General features: G+C 63.1%; 17 protein-coding genes. 6 read left to right on the top strand and 11 right to left on the bottom strand.

Annotated elements, in window-relative coordinates; all coding sequences use genetic code 11:
- Window positions 1–12 precede the first annotated feature (12 nt).
- Window positions 13–1,353, top strand: a complete 1,341-nt coding sequence (gene hslU, locus ACT9T4_RS03030) for an ATP-dependent protease ATPase subunit HslU (RefSeq protein WP_042552358.1) — start codon at window positions 13–15, stop codon at window positions 1,351–1,353.
- 89 nt (window positions 1,354–1,442) lie between these two features.
- Complete coding sequence (locus ACT9T4_RS03025; RefSeq protein ID WP_499115442.1) at window positions 1,443–1,814, top strand: gamma-butyrobetaine hydroxylase family protein; 372 nt, start codon at window positions 1,443–1,445, stop codon at window positions 1,812–1,814.
- Between the two features lie 95 nt (window positions 1,815–1,909).
- On the opposite strand, the gene ACT9T4_RS03020 is transcribed toward ACT9T4_RS03025, so the two are convergent.
- From ACT9T4_RS03020 to ACT9T4_RS02975, 10 genes are all read right to left on the bottom strand, one after another.
- Entirely contained in the window at window positions 1,910–2,728 is an 819-nt protein-coding gene (locus ACT9T4_RS03020; RefSeq protein WP_499115440.1) for a phasin family protein, read from the bottom strand.
- A gap of 10 nt (window positions 2,729–2,738) precedes the next feature.
- A complete protein-coding gene (locus ACT9T4_RS03015; RefSeq protein ID WP_499115438.1) occupies window positions 2,739–2,852 on the bottom strand; it encodes a hypothetical protein in 114 nt (37 codons plus the stop codon).
- A gap of 355 nt (window positions 2,853–3,207) precedes the next feature.
- On the bottom strand, window positions 3,208–4,431 hold the full coding sequence (locus ACT9T4_RS03010) for an AlgP family protein (RefSeq protein ID WP_499115436.1): 1,224 nt from the start codon (window positions 4,429–4,431) through the stop codon (window positions 3,208–3,210).
- Window positions 4,432–4,589: 158 nt separating this feature from the next.
- Window positions 4,590–5,051, bottom strand: a complete 462-nt coding sequence (locus ACT9T4_RS03005; protein WP_042552363.1) for an Rsd/AlgQ family anti-sigma factor — start codon at window positions 5,049–5,051, stop codon at window positions 4,590–4,592.
- Between the two features lie 326 nt (window positions 5,052–5,377).
- Window positions 5,378–6,652, bottom strand: coding sequence for a heme biosynthesis HemY N-terminal domain-containing protein (locus ACT9T4_RS03000; RefSeq protein WP_499115433.1), 1,275 nt, complete (start codon window positions 6,650–6,652; stop codon window positions 5,378–5,380).
- A complete protein-coding gene (locus ACT9T4_RS02995; RefSeq protein ID WP_042552365.1) occupies window positions 6,649–7,794 on the bottom strand; it encodes a uroporphyrinogen-III C-methyltransferase in 1,146 nt (381 codons plus the stop codon). Before ACT9T4_RS02995 ends, ACT9T4_RS03000 begins: the two co-directional genes overlap by 4 nt.
- 16 nt (window positions 7,795–7,810) lie before the next feature.
- Window positions 7,811–8,584: a uroporphyrinogen-III synthase gene (locus ACT9T4_RS02990; RefSeq protein ID WP_042552366.1), complete on the bottom strand. Its 774-nt coding sequence runs from the start codon at window positions 8,582–8,584 to the stop codon at window positions 7,811–7,813.
- Window positions 8,581–9,519 carry a hydroxymethylbilane synthase gene (gene hemC, locus ACT9T4_RS02985; RefSeq protein ID WP_042552367.1) on the bottom strand — a complete coding sequence of 313 codons (939 nt, stop codon included), beginning with the start codon at window positions 9,517–9,519 and terminating at the stop codon, window positions 8,581–8,583. The genes ACT9T4_RS02990 and hemC overlap by 4 nt, the downstream gene beginning before the upstream one ends.
- A 94-nt stretch (window positions 9,520–9,613) precedes the next feature.
- Window positions 9,614–10,360, bottom strand: a complete 747-nt coding sequence (locus ACT9T4_RS02980; RefSeq protein ID WP_042552368.1) for a LytR/AlgR family response regulator transcription factor — start codon at window positions 10,358–10,360, stop codon at window positions 9,614–9,616.
- Window positions 10,357–11,433, bottom strand: a complete 1,077-nt coding sequence (locus ACT9T4_RS02975; RefSeq protein WP_042552369.1) for a sensor histidine kinase — start codon at window positions 11,431–11,433, stop codon at window positions 10,357–10,359. The genes ACT9T4_RS02980 and ACT9T4_RS02975 overlap by 4 nt, the downstream gene beginning before the upstream one ends.
- A 217-nt stretch (window positions 11,434–11,650) precedes the next feature.
- Between ACT9T4_RS02975 and argH the strand changes: the two genes are divergently transcribed.
- Genes argH through ACT9T4_RS02960 form a run of 3 tightly spaced genes read left to right on the top strand, consistent with a single transcriptional unit; the run spans window position 11,651 to window position 14,115 of the window.
- The gene (gene argH / locus ACT9T4_RS02970; RefSeq protein ID WP_179539688.1) at window positions 11,651–13,045 is read left to right on the top strand and encodes an argininosuccinate lyase; all 1,395 of its coding nucleotides are present in this window, start codon (window positions 11,651–11,653) and stop codon (window positions 13,043–13,045) included.
- Window positions 13,045–13,608 carry a shikimate kinase gene (locus ACT9T4_RS02965; protein WP_499115430.1) on the top strand — a complete coding sequence of 188 codons (564 nt, stop codon included), beginning with the start codon at window positions 13,045–13,047 and terminating at the stop codon, window positions 13,606–13,608. The genes argH and ACT9T4_RS02965 overlap by 1 nt, the downstream gene beginning before the upstream one ends.
- Before the next feature lie 27 nt (window positions 13,609–13,635).
- Window positions 13,636–14,115 carry a GNAT family N-acetyltransferase gene (locus ACT9T4_RS02960; RefSeq protein WP_179539686.1) on the top strand — a complete coding sequence of 160 codons (480 nt, stop codon included), beginning with the start codon at window positions 13,636–13,638 and terminating at the stop codon, window positions 14,113–14,115.
- Here the strand turns inward: ACT9T4_RS02960 and ACT9T4_RS02955 are convergent, their stop codons facing one another.
- Window positions 14,116–14,781, bottom strand: coding sequence for a glutathione S-transferase family protein (locus ACT9T4_RS02955; RefSeq protein ID WP_179539685.1), 666 nt, complete (start codon window positions 14,779–14,781; stop codon window positions 14,116–14,118).
- Between the two features lie 148 nt (window positions 14,782–14,929).
- Here ACT9T4_RS02955 and ACT9T4_RS02950 point away from each other — a divergent pair, with 148 nt between their 5' ends.
- Window positions 14,930–15,190 (top strand): DUF4282 domain-containing protein, encoded by a 261-nt coding sequence (locus tag ACT9T4_RS02950; RefSeq protein WP_231570111.1) that lies wholly within the window; start codon window positions 14,930–14,932, stop codon window positions 15,188–15,190.
- The last annotated feature ends 5 nt before the right edge of the window (window positions 15,191–15,195 follow it).

Raw genomic sequence — 15,195 nt, 5'->3', positions numbered from 1 at the left:
CGGAGCCCGCTCATGTCCATGACACCCCGCGAGATCGTCCACGAACTCAACCGCCACATCATCGGCCAGGACGACGCCAAGCGCGCCGTGGCCATCGCCCTGCGCAATCGCTGGCGGCGCATGCAGTTGCCGGCCGAGCTGCGTGCCGAAGTGACGCCCAAGAACATCCTGATGATCGGCCCGACCGGCGTCGGCAAGACCGAAATCGCCCGGCGCCTGGCCAAACTGGCCAATGCGCCCTTCCTGAAAGTGGAAGCGACCAAGTTCACCGAAGTCGGCTACGTCGGCCGCGATGTCGAATCGATCATCCGCGACCTGGCCGATGCCGCACTGAAGCTGCTGCGCGAACAGGAAATCGTCCGCGTGCGCCACCGCGCCGAAGACGCTGCCGAAGATCGCATTCTCGACGCCCTCCTGCCACCGGCACGTAGCGGTTTCGCCGAGGAAGCGGCGTCGGGCAACGATTCCAACACTCGCCAGCTGTTCCGCAAGCGCCTGCGTGAAGGCCAGTTGGACGACAAGGAAATCGAGATCGAAGTGGCCGACAGCCCTGCCGGTATCGAGATCATGACGCCGCCCGGCATGGAAGAAATGACCAGCCAGTTGCAGAACCTGTTCTCCAACATGGGCAAGGGCAAGAAGAAGAGCCGCAAGCTCAAGGTCAAGGACGCCCTCAAGCTGGTACGCGAAGAGGAAGCCGGGCGCCTGGTCAACGAGGAAGAACTCAAGGCCAAGGCCCTGGAGGCCGTCGAACAGCACGGCATCGTGTTCATCGACGAGATCGACAAGGTGGCCAAGCGCGCCAATGCCGGTGGTGCCGACGTTTCCCGTGAGGGTGTGCAGCGTGATCTGCTGCCGCTGATCGAGGGCTGCACCGTCAACACCAAGCTGGGCATGGTCAAGACCGACCACATCCTGTTCATCGCATCCGGCGCCTTCCACCTCAGCAAGCCGAGCGATCTGGTGCCGGAGCTGCAGGGGCGCCTGCCGATCCGTGTCGAACTCAAGGCGCTGTCGCCGGAAGACTTCGAACGCATCCTCAGCGAGCCCCATGCATCGCTCACCGAGCAGTATGTGGCACTGCTGCAGACCGAAGGCCTGGGCGTGGAGTTCGCCGAAGACGGCATCAAGCGCTTGGCCGAGATCGCCTGGCAGGTCAACGAGAAGACCGAAAACATCGGCGCCCGTCGCCTGCATACGCTGCTGGAACGCCTGCTGGAGGAGGTATCCTTCAGTGCCGGTGATCTGGCCGGCCAGCAGAATGGCGAGGTCATCCGTATCGACGCGGCCTACGTCAACAGCCACCTCGGCGAGCTGGCTCAGGACGAAGACCTGTCACGCTACATCCTCTAAGAGCAGCCGCAAGCTGCAAGCTGCAAGTCAGAAGCCCCTTCACTCAGGCTCTTCTTGCAGCTTGGAGCCTGCCGCGTGGAGCTTGCGTCATGCTTATCCCCACCTCGATCAAGCTGCACAAGGCTTCCCGCACGCTGGAACTGCAATACGGCAATGATAGCTACAGGCTGCCGGCAGAGTTCCTGCGCGTGCATTCGCCTTCGGCCGAGGTGCAGGGCCACGGCAAACCGATTCTGCAGACGGGCAAGCTGAATGTCGCGCTGATCGGCATCGAGCCTGCCGGTAATTACGCCCTCAAACTGACCTTCGACGACGGCCACGACAGTGGCCTGTTCAGCTGGGATTACCTCCATCAACTGGCGATGCGCCATGACGAACTCTGGCGTGACTATCTCGCCGAACTCGTCGCAGCGGGCAAATCCCGCGACCCCGATGAGTCGGTCGTGCGCCTGATGCTCTGAGGCGCAGTCATCCGTAACGATCTGGCGCAGCTATTTTCCTGCTGCAACGAAAACGCCCGGCACAAGGCCGGGCGTTTTCGTGACCGCGTACGACCTCAGGACTGATTGCCTGAGGCTGGCGTTGTAGCGGTTGCCGGCGAGGCAGCAGGCGTCGGTGTGCTGACAGGCGCAGGCTTGGCCGCCGCGGGCTTCTTCGCTGCCGGCTTGCGTACCGGCTTGGCAGCAGGTTCAGGCGCAGCTTTCGCAGCGGGCTTGGCAGCAGGTTTGGCGGAACTCTTGCTGGCAGCCGCTGGCTTGGCGGCTACCGTTTTGCCAGCAGGCGCCTTCTTCACCGCGACAGCTTTGCCCGTTGTCACTTTGGCGGCTGGCTTCACAGGCGCTTTCGCCGCAGGCTTGCTGGCCGCTTTGCTCGCCGCCGCCGGTTTCACAGCGGCAGCTGGTTTGGTAGCGACAGGCTTGCTGGACGGCTTCGCAGCAGCAGACTTGGCAGCCGGTTTGGCCGCTGCCTTCTTGGACGAGCCGGTCAATGCCTCCAGTTGCCTGGTCAACAACTCGACCTTGTCGCTGAGCGACTTGACCTCGCTGCGACTCGGCACGCCCAGGCGCGAGATGGCACTGTTGAGACGTTTGTCGAAAGCCTCCTCGAGTTCGCCCCACTTGCCGATTGCCCTGTCCTTGACCTCATCGACACGGGATCTGGCAGGCTTCGTTGCCTCTGCTTGCTCGCCTGCATCGCTCTTGGCGGCCTTCTCGGCTCTCTCGCCATCCTTGACCAGCGTGTCGAACAGCTTGGTGCCGTCCTTGCTGACCTTGGAGTACGCGCCCAAGCCCGCCAACCAGATCTGCCGCGAGTACTTTTCAACCTCGCCGACCCACGAACCGGTCTGTTTCTCGGATTTCTTTTTGACAGCCATCCTGCTCTCCTTATTGGGTAAGCGCGACGTGCTCGAGCAACGCGCTCAGCTCATCCAGCGTAGCAGACAAGGCTTGGGGGGCCTGTCGCGCGGGAATGCCGAGCCGGTTGGGGGCGCCTGCCACGCCAGGGTCCAGGGCCCGCTCGATCTTTCGATACTCACGACGACCCTGTTCTTCACGAAGGACACTCTGTTTCTGACTCCATCGGCTGGCCTGTTGACCAACTCGACTCCTTCATTGACCCGCTTCTTGGCGCGCTGTTCCGCGGCATGGCCAATCCAGGCCAGTGGCCTGCCGCTTGCGAAACATGGAAGCGACAACAGGGAAACGTTCGCAACCGGCAGGCGCGGCTGAGAGGTGTCGAAAGCAGGGAGGCAAGACAAGGGTGCGGCAGTGAATCGATGCGAGCCGTGCACTCGCGGGAGACAGCCCGCGAACGCTCCGAGAGGGAGCGTTCGCAGGCTTTCAGGCAGCTGAATCAGCTGGCGCTAGGCGGGGTTACACCATTGGCATTGCTCGCTGCCGGCGCTGGAACCGGGCTCTCGCTGGCAGGCTTGCCTGCAGCAGGGGCTGCAGCCGCCGGTTTGTCAGTGACGGCCGGCTTGGGCGCGGGTTTGGCCACCGCCGGTTTCGCCGGTGCTTTGGCAGCCGGTTTGGCAACAGGTGCAGGCTTGGCTGCTGGTGCAGGTTTTGCAACTGGCTTGGCGGCTGGTTTTGCAGCTGGCTTGGCTACAGCAGGTTTTGCAGCGGTTTTAGCAGCCGGCTTGGCAGCAGCAGGTTTCGCAGCGGTGCTAGCAACTGGCTTGGCGGCAGCAGGTTTTGCAGCGGCTTTAGCGGCTGGCTTGGCAGCAGCAGGTTTCGCAGCGGCTTTAGCGGCAGGCTTGGCGGCAGCAGGTTTCGCAGCGGCTTTAGCGGCAGGCTTGGCAGCAGCAGGTTGCGCAGCAGCTTTAGCGGCTGGCTTGGCGGCAGCAGGTTTTGCAGCGGCTTTAGCGACTGGCTTGGCAGCAGCAGGTTTCGCAGTAGCTTTAGCGGCTGGCTTGGCGGCAGCAGGTTTCGCAGCAGCTTTAGCGACTGGCTTGGCAGCAGCAGGTTTCGCAGTAGCTTTAGCGGCTGGCTTGGCGGCAGCAGGTTTCGCGGCGGCTTTGGCAGCAGGCTTGGTGGCAGCGGGTTTAGCTACGGCTTTGGCAGCGGCAGGTTTCGCAGCGGCCTTGGCAGCTGGCTTGGCAACAGTTGGCTTAGCGGCGGCTTTGGAAGCCGGCTTGACAGCGGCAACTTTGGCCGGGGTCTTGCTGCGAGTGGCCAGAACCTTGCTGGCAGCTTCACGGACCTTGCCGACGCCCTGGGCCAGCTTCAGGCTTTCCTGAGCATCACGCTTGAGCTGCACGATGTACTGACGGGTTTCGCTCTGACGGGCCTGCAGGCCGTCCAGTACGCCTTCCAGCTCGCTGACAGCGGACTTGGCCTTGGCCTGAGCCTTGGCTTTTCCTGCAGCAACGGAGGCCTGCAGTTTGCCGCGAGCCTTGTGCAGTTTTTCCTGTGCAGCACCGCGTTGCTTCTCCAGCTTGGCGAGCACTTTTTCAGCGTCGACTAAAGCTTGCGAGCAGGCACTCTCGAGATGCTCGAGCAAACTTCCGGAAAGCTGTTGAAGCAGGTGCAGCGGAGTGGTGACCGATTTCTTTTTCACGTTTTTCGTGGCCGACATGACGCGCCTCCTGGCGGATGAGATGAAGCCATACTAGACCTGTGAATTTGCGCCCGCTAGAGGTGCTTTGCAAGCACATGCGTACAGCAACCGGAGCGGGCATCCGCACACGGACTCGGAGGAGACTGAAACGCCGCGAACTCGCGCGGCGTTGAGCGTCATACAGCGGCGGCGGTGGCCTGCTGCTGGTGAGCGGTGTGCAGCACTTCGATCAGACAGTCTTCGAGTTCGAAGCGCTCATGCAGCATCTGCCCGAGGCGTTTGAGTTCGGCACTGACCGCCTCGACATCGCCACAATCACCTTCATCACAGCGATCATTGAACGCCAGTGCGGCTTCGGTGATCACTTCGAGGCGCGGGTAGATCTGCTTGGCCAGCTCGAGACCGCGCTGGTCACCGAATGCTCGGGCCTCTTCGGTAAGCTGCTGGTAGACCTCGAAATGCCCGGCAGAAACGTAGTCGACGAGGATCTCGCAGAAACGCTGCATCACCACCTTGTCGCTGACATCATCGATGGCCGCATAAGCCTTGATCAGTTCAGCGCGCTCCTGCAACCAGCGATCGATCAACAGGTGTACGCCGCCCCACCGCTCCTGTGCATTCTGGCAACTCTCGAGCATGGTGATCTCCCTCCCTTATCGGTATTTCCTGTAGGCATCCGGGCAACGACTATCGTTCAGCAAATCGTCGGAGCCCCGAATCGGAAGTTGGCTGATCGCCCTATCGACAGCATTCACCTGCTGCCGCTCTGGTGTGAGCCATGCTCGTGCACCGACAACGACGAAAGCGTCACGCCTGATCCCTGAACGTGCAGCCGAGTCCGGACACTAGCATGATTCGTATTGCAGTCCGAACACTCATTTCGCTCAGGGTATGCCCCCTCACCCAAGGCTTCAAGACGCTTCGTCATAAACGCCGGAGCGGGGCCGGCGCGCGTCTTCACGGTTCAGCTTGCAGGGCGCACGGCCTGTGGCTCGGCGGCAGCGACGGCGGGAACACCGACAGCCTGCCCACTGAGGCGGTGATCGAGCAGGCCGAGGCCTTCCTGAAACAAGCGGTTACTGCGCTCCACTTCACCCAGTTGCGCGAGCAGCCGTGCGAGCTCGGCACAGGTTTCCGGATGCCGCTCCAGGGTCAGGCTACTCTCGAAGTAGTCGCGGGCCTTGCCCCACAGCTGGTTATACAGGCTCAGGCGGCCAAGGGTGAGCAGCAATCCGGCATCATTGGGGTGCTGCTTCAGCCAGCCTTCGGCGGCTTGCAGTTGGCGGGCCGGATCGCGCCCATGCAGCAGTCCGTAGAGGCGCGCCAGGCGACTGTCGTATTCGCGATTCAGTGCCTTGTTGAGCAACTCCTCGGCACCGGGCTCGCCCCCCAGCACACGCAGACGATCGGCATACACGGCCAGCAGTTCGGGTTCGCCGCGCAGGTTGGGTGACAGTCGTTCCCAGGCCTGGGCCAGAGAGGGCAGCGCGCCTTCATCGGCAGCGTTCAGGTCTATGCCGGTGAGGTATTCGCGCCAGGCACGACGCTCAAGCATCATCAACTCGGCAGGCGCCAGCGCCTTCTCCTTGCGCAACACCGGCAGCAGTTTGAGCAGTGCCTGCCAGTCGCCGCGCATCACGTACAGATCCTGCAATTGGCGTAGCACCTGCGGGTTTCGCGGATGACGTTCCTGCATCACTTGCAGTGTTTCCTGGGCGGTCTCCACTTGCCCACGCGCCAGCTGCAGCTCGGCATGGGTCAGGGCGATGGCCAGTTCGGCATTCGGCTGACGCTCCAGCGCCTCGGCCAGCAGCGCATCACTTTCCTCGTAGTGCTCGAGATTGTTGGCAGCACGGGCAGCCCCCAGGTAGTGAATCAACGGACGCGGCTCATTGCGGGCAATGCGGCTCAGATGCGTCTGGGCCTTGGCCCAGCGACCCTCGATCAGTTCCTGAAAGCCATGTTCCGAGGCACTGCGCACACGGCGTTCACGGTGCAGGCGTGACCAGGGATTGACCAGCCCAAGCGAGGTCAACAGCGCCCGCATGACCAGGCGCAGCAGCCACAGCGTCAGCCATACCGCCACGATCAGCAGCACGAACGCCCACAGCGTCGACTCGTAGCGGAAGCCCTGGTAGGCAAAAAGCACATAGCCCTTGTGTTCGGAAATGGCCAGGCCAAGCAGCGCCAGGCCACCGATCACCACCAGGGCGAGCAGCAGCAGGTAAACGCGCTTCATGGGCGCCCCTCCTCGTTGCCAGTTGCCTCATCGGTGGGGGCGTCCTTGAGACGCTCACGGGCCGATTGCTTGTGCTCGATGTAGGCCTGCACCGCATTGAGGGATTGAGTCAGCTCGGGCACCTCGACTTCGACGGGTTTGTCGACCAGCTCGCCCACCCGCGTGCGCAGGGCGCGGCTGTCGGGATTGTCACGATTGAAGTTGGCGTCCAGTACCTCGCCAGCCTGCTGCAGCGCCTGACGATAGACCTGGGTCTCGCCATGCAGCGCGGCCCATTGCGCCTGCTCGAGCGCAAGACTCAGCGCCAGGCGTACCTGGGTCAGGCTTTGCCCGGCGAGCAGCGGGCGGATGTTCTGATCGGCATTGAAATCGAGACGGAAGTACTGCGACAACGTCTGCAGACCGTGACTCCACCAGGTGCCTGGCTCGCTGTCTGCAGCCAGCTCGCCGAGCACACCACCATCGGCCACGAATTTCGGATTCAGCGAGTTCAGTTGCGATGCCTGCTCGCGCAGGGCGCCCAGTTGCAGGAACAAGCCGGTGCGATCAGGGTTATCGGTCGAACGCAGGGCTTCGAGGCTCCTGGCCAGTTGCTCTCGGGCTGCGAATGCCGCCGGGTCATCCTGATCGCGAAGGATCTCGTCGGCCGCCTGGACCAGCGCTGTCGCGCTGTTGGTGTCCTGCAAAGCGGACAAGCGCAGACTGGCGAGACGCAGCAGATGTTCGGCCTCGGCCAGGCGCCAATCCTGGCGGCTGGCGCCCAGCACGGTTTCCAGGCGCTGATTGAGCAATTGCTGATCGCCCTGCAACTGGGCCACCAGGCGACGGCGCTCTTCGAGCTCCTCGACGGTCGGCAACTGCCCAAAACGGTTGTCCAGGCTATTGGTACGTTGCGACAGCGCCTGGGTCTGGCTGCGAGCTTCTTCGAGCTGCCCCGACTGTTGCTGGGCGTCGGTCTGCAAGGCGCGCAGTTGCCAGACACTCCAGCCACCGACACCAACGCCTATCGCGCCGACCAGCAAGGCCACCGCGGCCAGCGCAGAGCCCCGCGAGGCGGGCCTGGCTTCGCCGGCAGCCGGAGAAGATTCGAGGGCGGGTTGTGCAGGCTGCTCCTGCTCTTTCGGGGTAGTCGCTTCGCTCACGTATCCATCCTTTGCTTCACAAGTCGGGCGAAGCCTGCGCACGCAAGGCCGCCAACAACGCCGCGGTATCAGCACCACGGCAATCCACAACATTCGACGCACCCAATTCACGGGCCATGACGGCGACTCGCGGACTGGGTACGAACACGGGTAGTTGCGCCAGCTGCGGCCAGTCATCCGCCGCCAGCTGGCGCAGATGCATCAGGCCCTGCCCACTGCTGACCGCCACGCCATTCAAGCGTTCCACCTGAAATAGCCGCTGCAGGGTGCCAACAGGATAACCCGGCAGCACTCGCCGATAGACCGGCAGGTAGTCGACCTCGACGCCCTGAGCCCGCAATTGCTCGGCTAACAGGGTGCGCCCATCCTCGCCACGAATGATCAATACCCGAGGAAACAGTGCATCCTGCAGCGCGGCCCGCAGCTCGGGCAAGGCCAGCAGGGCCTCGCTGTCATCACCATCACCGGGCCAGGTTACCGGTAGCCCGTAGTCGGCGAGAATCTGTCCGGTTCCCGCTCCCACGCTGAACCAGGGCTGATCGGCCAGCGGTTGTGGCCAGTAGCGATCGAGCAGGTCGAGACCGAAGCGGGCAGCCGGCTTGCTCACCACGATGACCGCAGTGTAGCGGTGCAGGTCACAGATGAGCGCACTCTGCTCCGGGGTCTCCGGCAGCGCCTCGATATCCAGCAGCGGCAGGCAGGCGCCATGGACGCCCTCACTGGCGAGCGCCTTAGCGAGCGCCTGACATTCCTGCTCAGGGCGCGTCAGCAGCAGACGCCAGCCGCTCACTCGCCAGCAGCCTCGCCGTAAATGACCTGCAGAATTTCGCCAGCCCCCTGGGCAAGGAGCGCTTCGGCGACCTCGATGCCCAGGCGCTCGGCATCCTCCGCGCCACCGCGCTGCTCGGCACGCAGCAAACTGCTGCCATCCGGCTCACCGACCAAACCGCGCAGCCACAGTTGCTCGCCTTCAAGAATCGCGTAGCAGGCGATAGGCACCTGGCAGCCGCCATTGAGGCGCTTGTTCATGGCCCGTTCGGCAGTGACTCGCAGCGCGGTCTCGACGTGATTGAGCGGGGCCAGCAGGGCTTGCAGCTCGGCATCACCAACCCGGCATTCGATACCGACCGCACCTTGACCACCAGCAGGCAGGCTGTGCTCGATGGCGATGGAATCGCGAATACGGGCCTCGAAACCCAAGCGAATCAGGCCGGCAGCGGCGAGGATGATGGCGTCGTACTCACCGGCATCCAGCTTGGCCAGACGGGTGTTGACGTTGCCACGCAGAAACTGGATTTTCAGATCGGGCCGACGCGCCAGCAACTGCGCCTGACGACGCAGGCTCGACGTGCCGACCACGCTGCCCCGGGGCAATGCGTCGAGGCTGTCGAAGTGGTTGGAGACGAAGGCATCGCGCGGGTCTTCGCGCTCGCAGATGCAATACAGCCCGAGGCCCTCGGGAAAGTCCATCGGCACATCCTTCATCGAATGCACGGCGATATCGGCCTGGTCCTCCAGCAGCGCGGTCTCCAGTTCCTTGACGAACAGCCCCTTGCCACCAATCTTCGCGAGCGGTGCATCGAGCAGTTTGTCACCCCGGCTGACCATCGGCACCAGGCTCACCAGCAACCCCGGGTGGGCCTGTTCGAGACGAGCCTTGACGTATTCAGCCTGCCAAAGGGCCAGGGCACTCTTGCGGGTAGCGATGCGAATCTCGCGGGGCATGGGGCAATTCCAGAAAAACGATTGCCACCGATGATAACAGGCTCGCGGGTCGCCAGCCCGAAGCCAGGTGCGCCCCGTCGCCCCGGTGCGCGCCCTAGATGTGATTCATCATCTTGCGCACACCCGCCACGTGACGACGACTGACCACCAGCGCATCACCATTGAGCCCTTTCAGATAGAGCTGAAAGTGCCCCAGCGGCGTGCGCTGCAAGCGCTCGATGCGTTCACGCGACACCAGCGCATTGCGGTGAATACGCACGAAACGATCGCCGAATTCGTCTTCCAGCGCCTTCAGCGGCTCGTCCAGCAAGACCTCGCCCCCTTCGTGGCGCAAGGTCACGTACTTGTGGTCGGCGATGAAGTAGATGACCTGATCCAAGGGAATAAGCTCGATACCCTTGCGAGTACGCGCACTGATGTGACTGCGCGGACCGACGCCGCTTTCTGCGGCAGGGCGGGTCAACGCAGCGAGCTGGACACGGTTCAGGCGCTCGGCCTTTCTCAACGCGTCCTCTAGAAGTTCGGGGCGCACGGGCTTGACCAGATAGCCCACGGCGCTAACCTGGAACGCCTCCACGGCGAACTCGTCATGAGCCGTACAGAAGATCACCGCAGGTGGCGCCTCGCGCTCACACAGGCGGGCAGCGGCCTGCAGGCCGTCGAGGCCGGGCATGCGGATATCGAGCAACACCACGTCGGGCTTGAGACTCTCGACCAGAGCCAGTGCCTCTTCACCGTTGCTCGCAGAGGGCTCGACAACACGATAACCCTCCAGCGCGGCAACCATACGGCTCAAGCGCTCTCGGGCAAGGGGTTCGTCATCGACGATCAAGACATTCATAATGATCTGGCTTCCTGCATGAGTCTTGCGCATGGGTAGCGAAGACGGGTGTAGTGACGGCCATCACGACGCTCCACGCTGAGACTGGCCTGCGGACCGAAAAGTGCCGCAAGACGCGCGTCGATATTGGCCAGCGCCTGTTGGGTTCCGCGCGAAGCCAGAGGCTTGCCGCCGTCCTCGTATGGATTGCTGACGCTGAGATGGAACACACCATCGATGTAATTGGCTGAGATCTGCACCAGTCCCCCTTCGATACGTGGCTGGATACCGTAGATCAATGCATTCTCCAGCAGCGGCTGCAGGGTCAGCTGAGGAATGGGTAAATCAGCGGGGACATCATCCACCTCCCACTGCAACTGTAGTCGCTCGCCGAGCCGGTAGTGCTCGATCGACAGGTATCTCTGCGCCAGCTCCAGTTCCTCACTCCAGCTTACGAGGGTACCGGGCCTGGCCAGGCTAGCCCGGAACAGGTCGGAAAGATCCAGCACGGCCTGTTCCGCCCTGACAGAGTCTGTGACAACCAGGCTTGCGATGCTGTTCAAACTGTTGAACAGGAAATGCGGACGGATCCTCGCCTGCAACGATTCGATGCGGGCGCGCAGTTCGGCCTGCTCCTGACGTCGCCACTGGCTCTGCAGATAGAAATAACGCAGCAGCAACGCCGACATGATCATGCTGATCAGGGCATGGCGCAGGTACAGGTTCACTTCGCCGTCATGGGGCAACGGACCACCGAGGTCGTAATAATCGGCTACCGCCGTGCAGCCGAGCGTCAGGCCGATGACCAGGGCGCAGCAGGCCGCCCCTGCCCACATGGCCTGCAAGCGCGCGAGCAGCGGCCGCAAGCGGCACAGCAGCGCCGATGACAGCAGCACGATCCACTGCACGAACAGCGAAGTCAGCGCCAGGCGGCCCCAGTCGAAACCGGGCAGCATCGGCTCGGCGAGTACCAGCACCAGCACCAGCAGTTCGGCGAGCAGCACGGTGGTGAGCAGCGCCTCGGGCTGACACAGCTCCGGCACGAAGAAATCGTTGGGCCCCGCGGGTTTCGAGATGTTCAGATTCTTATCCATCGGCGCAGTTTCCGCGCGCGCTTCGAAGCGGGCAAGAGAGCCCATCGCAAGCGGGCGAAATAACCCACCGAAATGCCTGCTGGCGGGAGAAAATGTGATCCAGACGACACTCGAGCAGGCCGCTGCGCAGGCCGACGTGTCTGTTATCATCAGCGGACTTTTCCGTCGTGCCGGAAACTTCCGGCCCGTCCGCACCTGCATACAGCCGAGTCAGACCATGAGCAACGAAAAAACCAATCAGTCCTGGGGCGGCCGCTTCAGCGAGCCCGTCGACGCCTTCGTAGCCCGTTTCACCGCCTCGGTGGAATTCGACAAGCGCCTGTATCGCCACGACATCATGGGCTCCATCGCCCACGCCACCATGCTGGCCAAGGCGGGCGTACTGACCGACGCCGAGCGCGACGCGATCATCGAAGGCCTTACCCAGATCCAGGGCGAAATCGAGGCCGGCCAGTTCGACTGGCGCGTCGACCTGGAAGACGTGCACATGAACATCGAGGCGCGCCTGACCGACCGTATCGGCGTGACCGGCAAGAAGCTGCACACCGGCCGTTCGCGCAACGATCAGGTGGCCACCGATATCCGCCTGTGGCTGCGTGACGAGATCGACCTGATCCTCGCTGAAATCACCCGCCTGCAGCAGGGCCTGCTGGAGCAGGCCGAGCGTGAAGCCGAGACCATCATGCCTGGCTTCACCCATTTGCAGACCGCTCAGCCCGTGACTTTCGGCCACCACCTGCTGGCCTGGTTCGAAATGCTCAGCCGCGATCACGAGCGCCTGGTCGATTGCCGCAAGCGCACCAACCGCATGCCCCTGGGCAGCGCCGCACTGGCGGGCACCACCTACCCGATCCAGCGTGAAGTAACCGCCGAACTGCTCGGCTTCGACGCCGTGGGCGGCAACTCGCTGGACGGCGTGTCGGATCGTGACTTCGCCATCGAATTCTGTGCGGCCGCGTCCGTGGCGATGATGCACCTGTCGCGCTTCTCGGAGGAGTTGGTGCTGTGGACCAGTGCCCAGTTCCAGTTCATCGATCTGCCGGATCGTTTCTGTACCGGCTCCTCGATCATGCCGCAGAAGAAGAATCCGGACGTTCCCGAGCTGGTGCGTGGCAAGACCGGCCGCGTGTTCGGCGCCCTGACCGGCCTGTTGACCCTGATGAAAGGCCAGCCGCTGGCCTACAACAAGGACAATCAGGAAGACAAGGAACCGCTGTTCGACGCCGCCGACACCTTGCGCGATTCGCTGCGTGCCTTCGCCGACATGATTCCGGCGATCAAGCCCAAGCACGCCATCATGCGCGAAGCGGCCCTGCGTGGTTTCTCCACCGCCACCGACCTGGCCGACTACCTGGTACGCAAGGGCCTGCCATTCCGCGATTGCCACGAAATCGTCGGCCATGCCGTGAAATACGGCGTGGACAGCGGCAAGGATCTGGCCGAGATGAGCCTCGAAGAACTGCGCCGTTTCAGCGATCAGATCGAACAGGATGTGTTCGCCGTGCTGACCCTGGAAGGCTCGGTGAACGCCCGTGATCATATCGGCGGTACCGCACCGCGCCAGGTACGCCTGGCTGTGGAGCGCGGCAGAGCCCTGCTCGCTTCGCGCTGATGGAGGCCTGGGTACCCGGCCGGCGTATTTCGGTGGTCGGCTGTTCGGGCGCGGGCAAGACCACGCTATCGCGCCGCCTGGCGCAGCGCCTGGGCTACCGTCATGTCGAGCTGGATGGCCTGTTCCACCAGCCCGGCTGGCAGCCGCTGCCCACCGAACAGTTCCAGCACGCCGTAGCCGACGCCCTGCAAGGTGACGGCTGGGTCGTGGAGGGCAACTACTCGGCCGTGCGCCCACACATTCTGGCACGAGCGGACACGGTGATCTGGCTGGACCTGCCCCGAGCGGCGGTAATGCGCCAGCTGATTCCGCGTACGCTAAGACGCCTGACCCTGCGTCAGCCCCTGTGGAACGGCAATCGTGAGCGCTGGAGCAACCTGTTCAGCCTCAAGCCCGAGCAGTCGATCCTCGCCTGGGCCTGGACACGCCACGCGACCTATCGCCAGCGTTACGGCGAGGAAATGCGCAACGCCCCGGCTCATCGTCATTACCTGCGCCTGGATTCACGCCAGGCCATCGAACGTTTTCTGAGCAGCCTGCCGGCTGACGTCCCCATTCGATAACCCCATTCACTCTTGCGGAAGCACCAGATGCCACTCAACATTCGCCCCGCGGTACGCGAAGACGCCGCCCTGATCCTGCGTTTCATCACCGACCTGGCCATCTACGAAAAGGCCGAGCATGAAGTGAAGACCGATGTCGCCGGTATCGAAAACAGCCTGTTCGCCGACGGCGGCACCGCCCATGGTCTGATCTGCGAACTGGACGGCGAGCCTATCGGTTACGCCGTGTACTTCTTCAACTATTCGACCTGGCTGGGCAAGCATGGCCTGTACCTGGAAGACCTCTACGTCACCCCGCAGCAACGTGGTGTCGGCGCCGGCAAGGCCCTGCTGCGCCACCTGGCCAAGCTGGCGGTGGCGCGTGGTTGCGGTCGCTTCGAATGGTCGGTACTGGACTGGAATCAGCCGGCCATCGACTTCTACGAGTCCATCGGCGCCAAACCCCAGAACGAGTGGATCGGCTACCGCCTGACCGGAGACGCGCTGACCCGCTTCGCCGCCAGCTGATCAGCCGGCCAGGCGCGCCTTCATGTGCGCCATGAACGGCCCGAACGCCGCCTCTTTGTCAGCCGCTATGCGCTGGACATGAGGGTTCGTGGCGAAACGTTCGAGCAGTGCGCCAGCCTCGGGAAAATCGCCGAGCAGATCGATCTCGAACAGCTTGTGCGCCACCCCAGCCGCCAGGTCGATGCTGTACAGGAAGTAAAGGTCGGCCAGGCTCAGGTGTTCACCGGCCACATAAGGCGCGAACCTGCCCAGGCGCTTGAGCGAGTCGATACCGGCGAGCAATTCCTCGCGACCCTTCTTGAGAATCGCCGGGTCCAGTTGCATACCGAAAAACGCCTGGGCGTAGCAGTATCGCGCTGGCAACTCGATGTACAGCTCGATGTGCCTGGCCAGCTCGCGCACCCTGGCCTGCTCGAACGCACCCCGCGGTAGCAACGCGGTGCCCTGCCCCAGGGTTTCGAGGTACTCCAGAATCGCGGCGGTCTCGCTGATGAAGCCCTCGTCGCATTCCAGCACCGGCACCTTGCCGCGCGGACTGATGCTCAGAAAGGCCTCGTCACGGGATGCGTAGGCACGCACCTCTTCGAAGGGCAGCCCCTTCTCCAGCAGCGCGAACTTGACCATGTTGTAGTAATTGCTGACGGCGAAACCGTGGAGCCTGAGCATGGATAGGTATCCTCTGATAGACAGCCGGGACGAGCACGCTAACCTCATTTCAGGCGCTTTACCACGAGCGCTCCAGGCCAACTGGCTGCGACCGCTCTGGCCTGCTACTCTCCCGCCGCCTCGGGCTCGGCGCCCGGGAACCCCTACCATGGACTGGAGTTACACCATGAAGAACCTGTTCTTCTTCGACGCGATGCTCACCCCGAAAATCATCACCTTCGTCTACTGGCTGTTGCTGCTCAGCGTGGCGATCAGTGGCCTGACGATGATGTTCAGCGGTTATGGCAGCTTCCTCGGCGGCCTCGGCACCCTGATCGGCGGCGCCATCGGCGCGCGTATCTGGTGCGAGCTGATGATCGTGCTGTTCAAGATCCACGAGAACCTGCAGAAGATCGCCAACCGCGCCTGATGCCG

This window comes from Pseudomonas sp. SZ40, from assembly GCF_052958135.1.
This window is presented reverse-complemented; position numbering and strand designations above follow the sequence as displayed.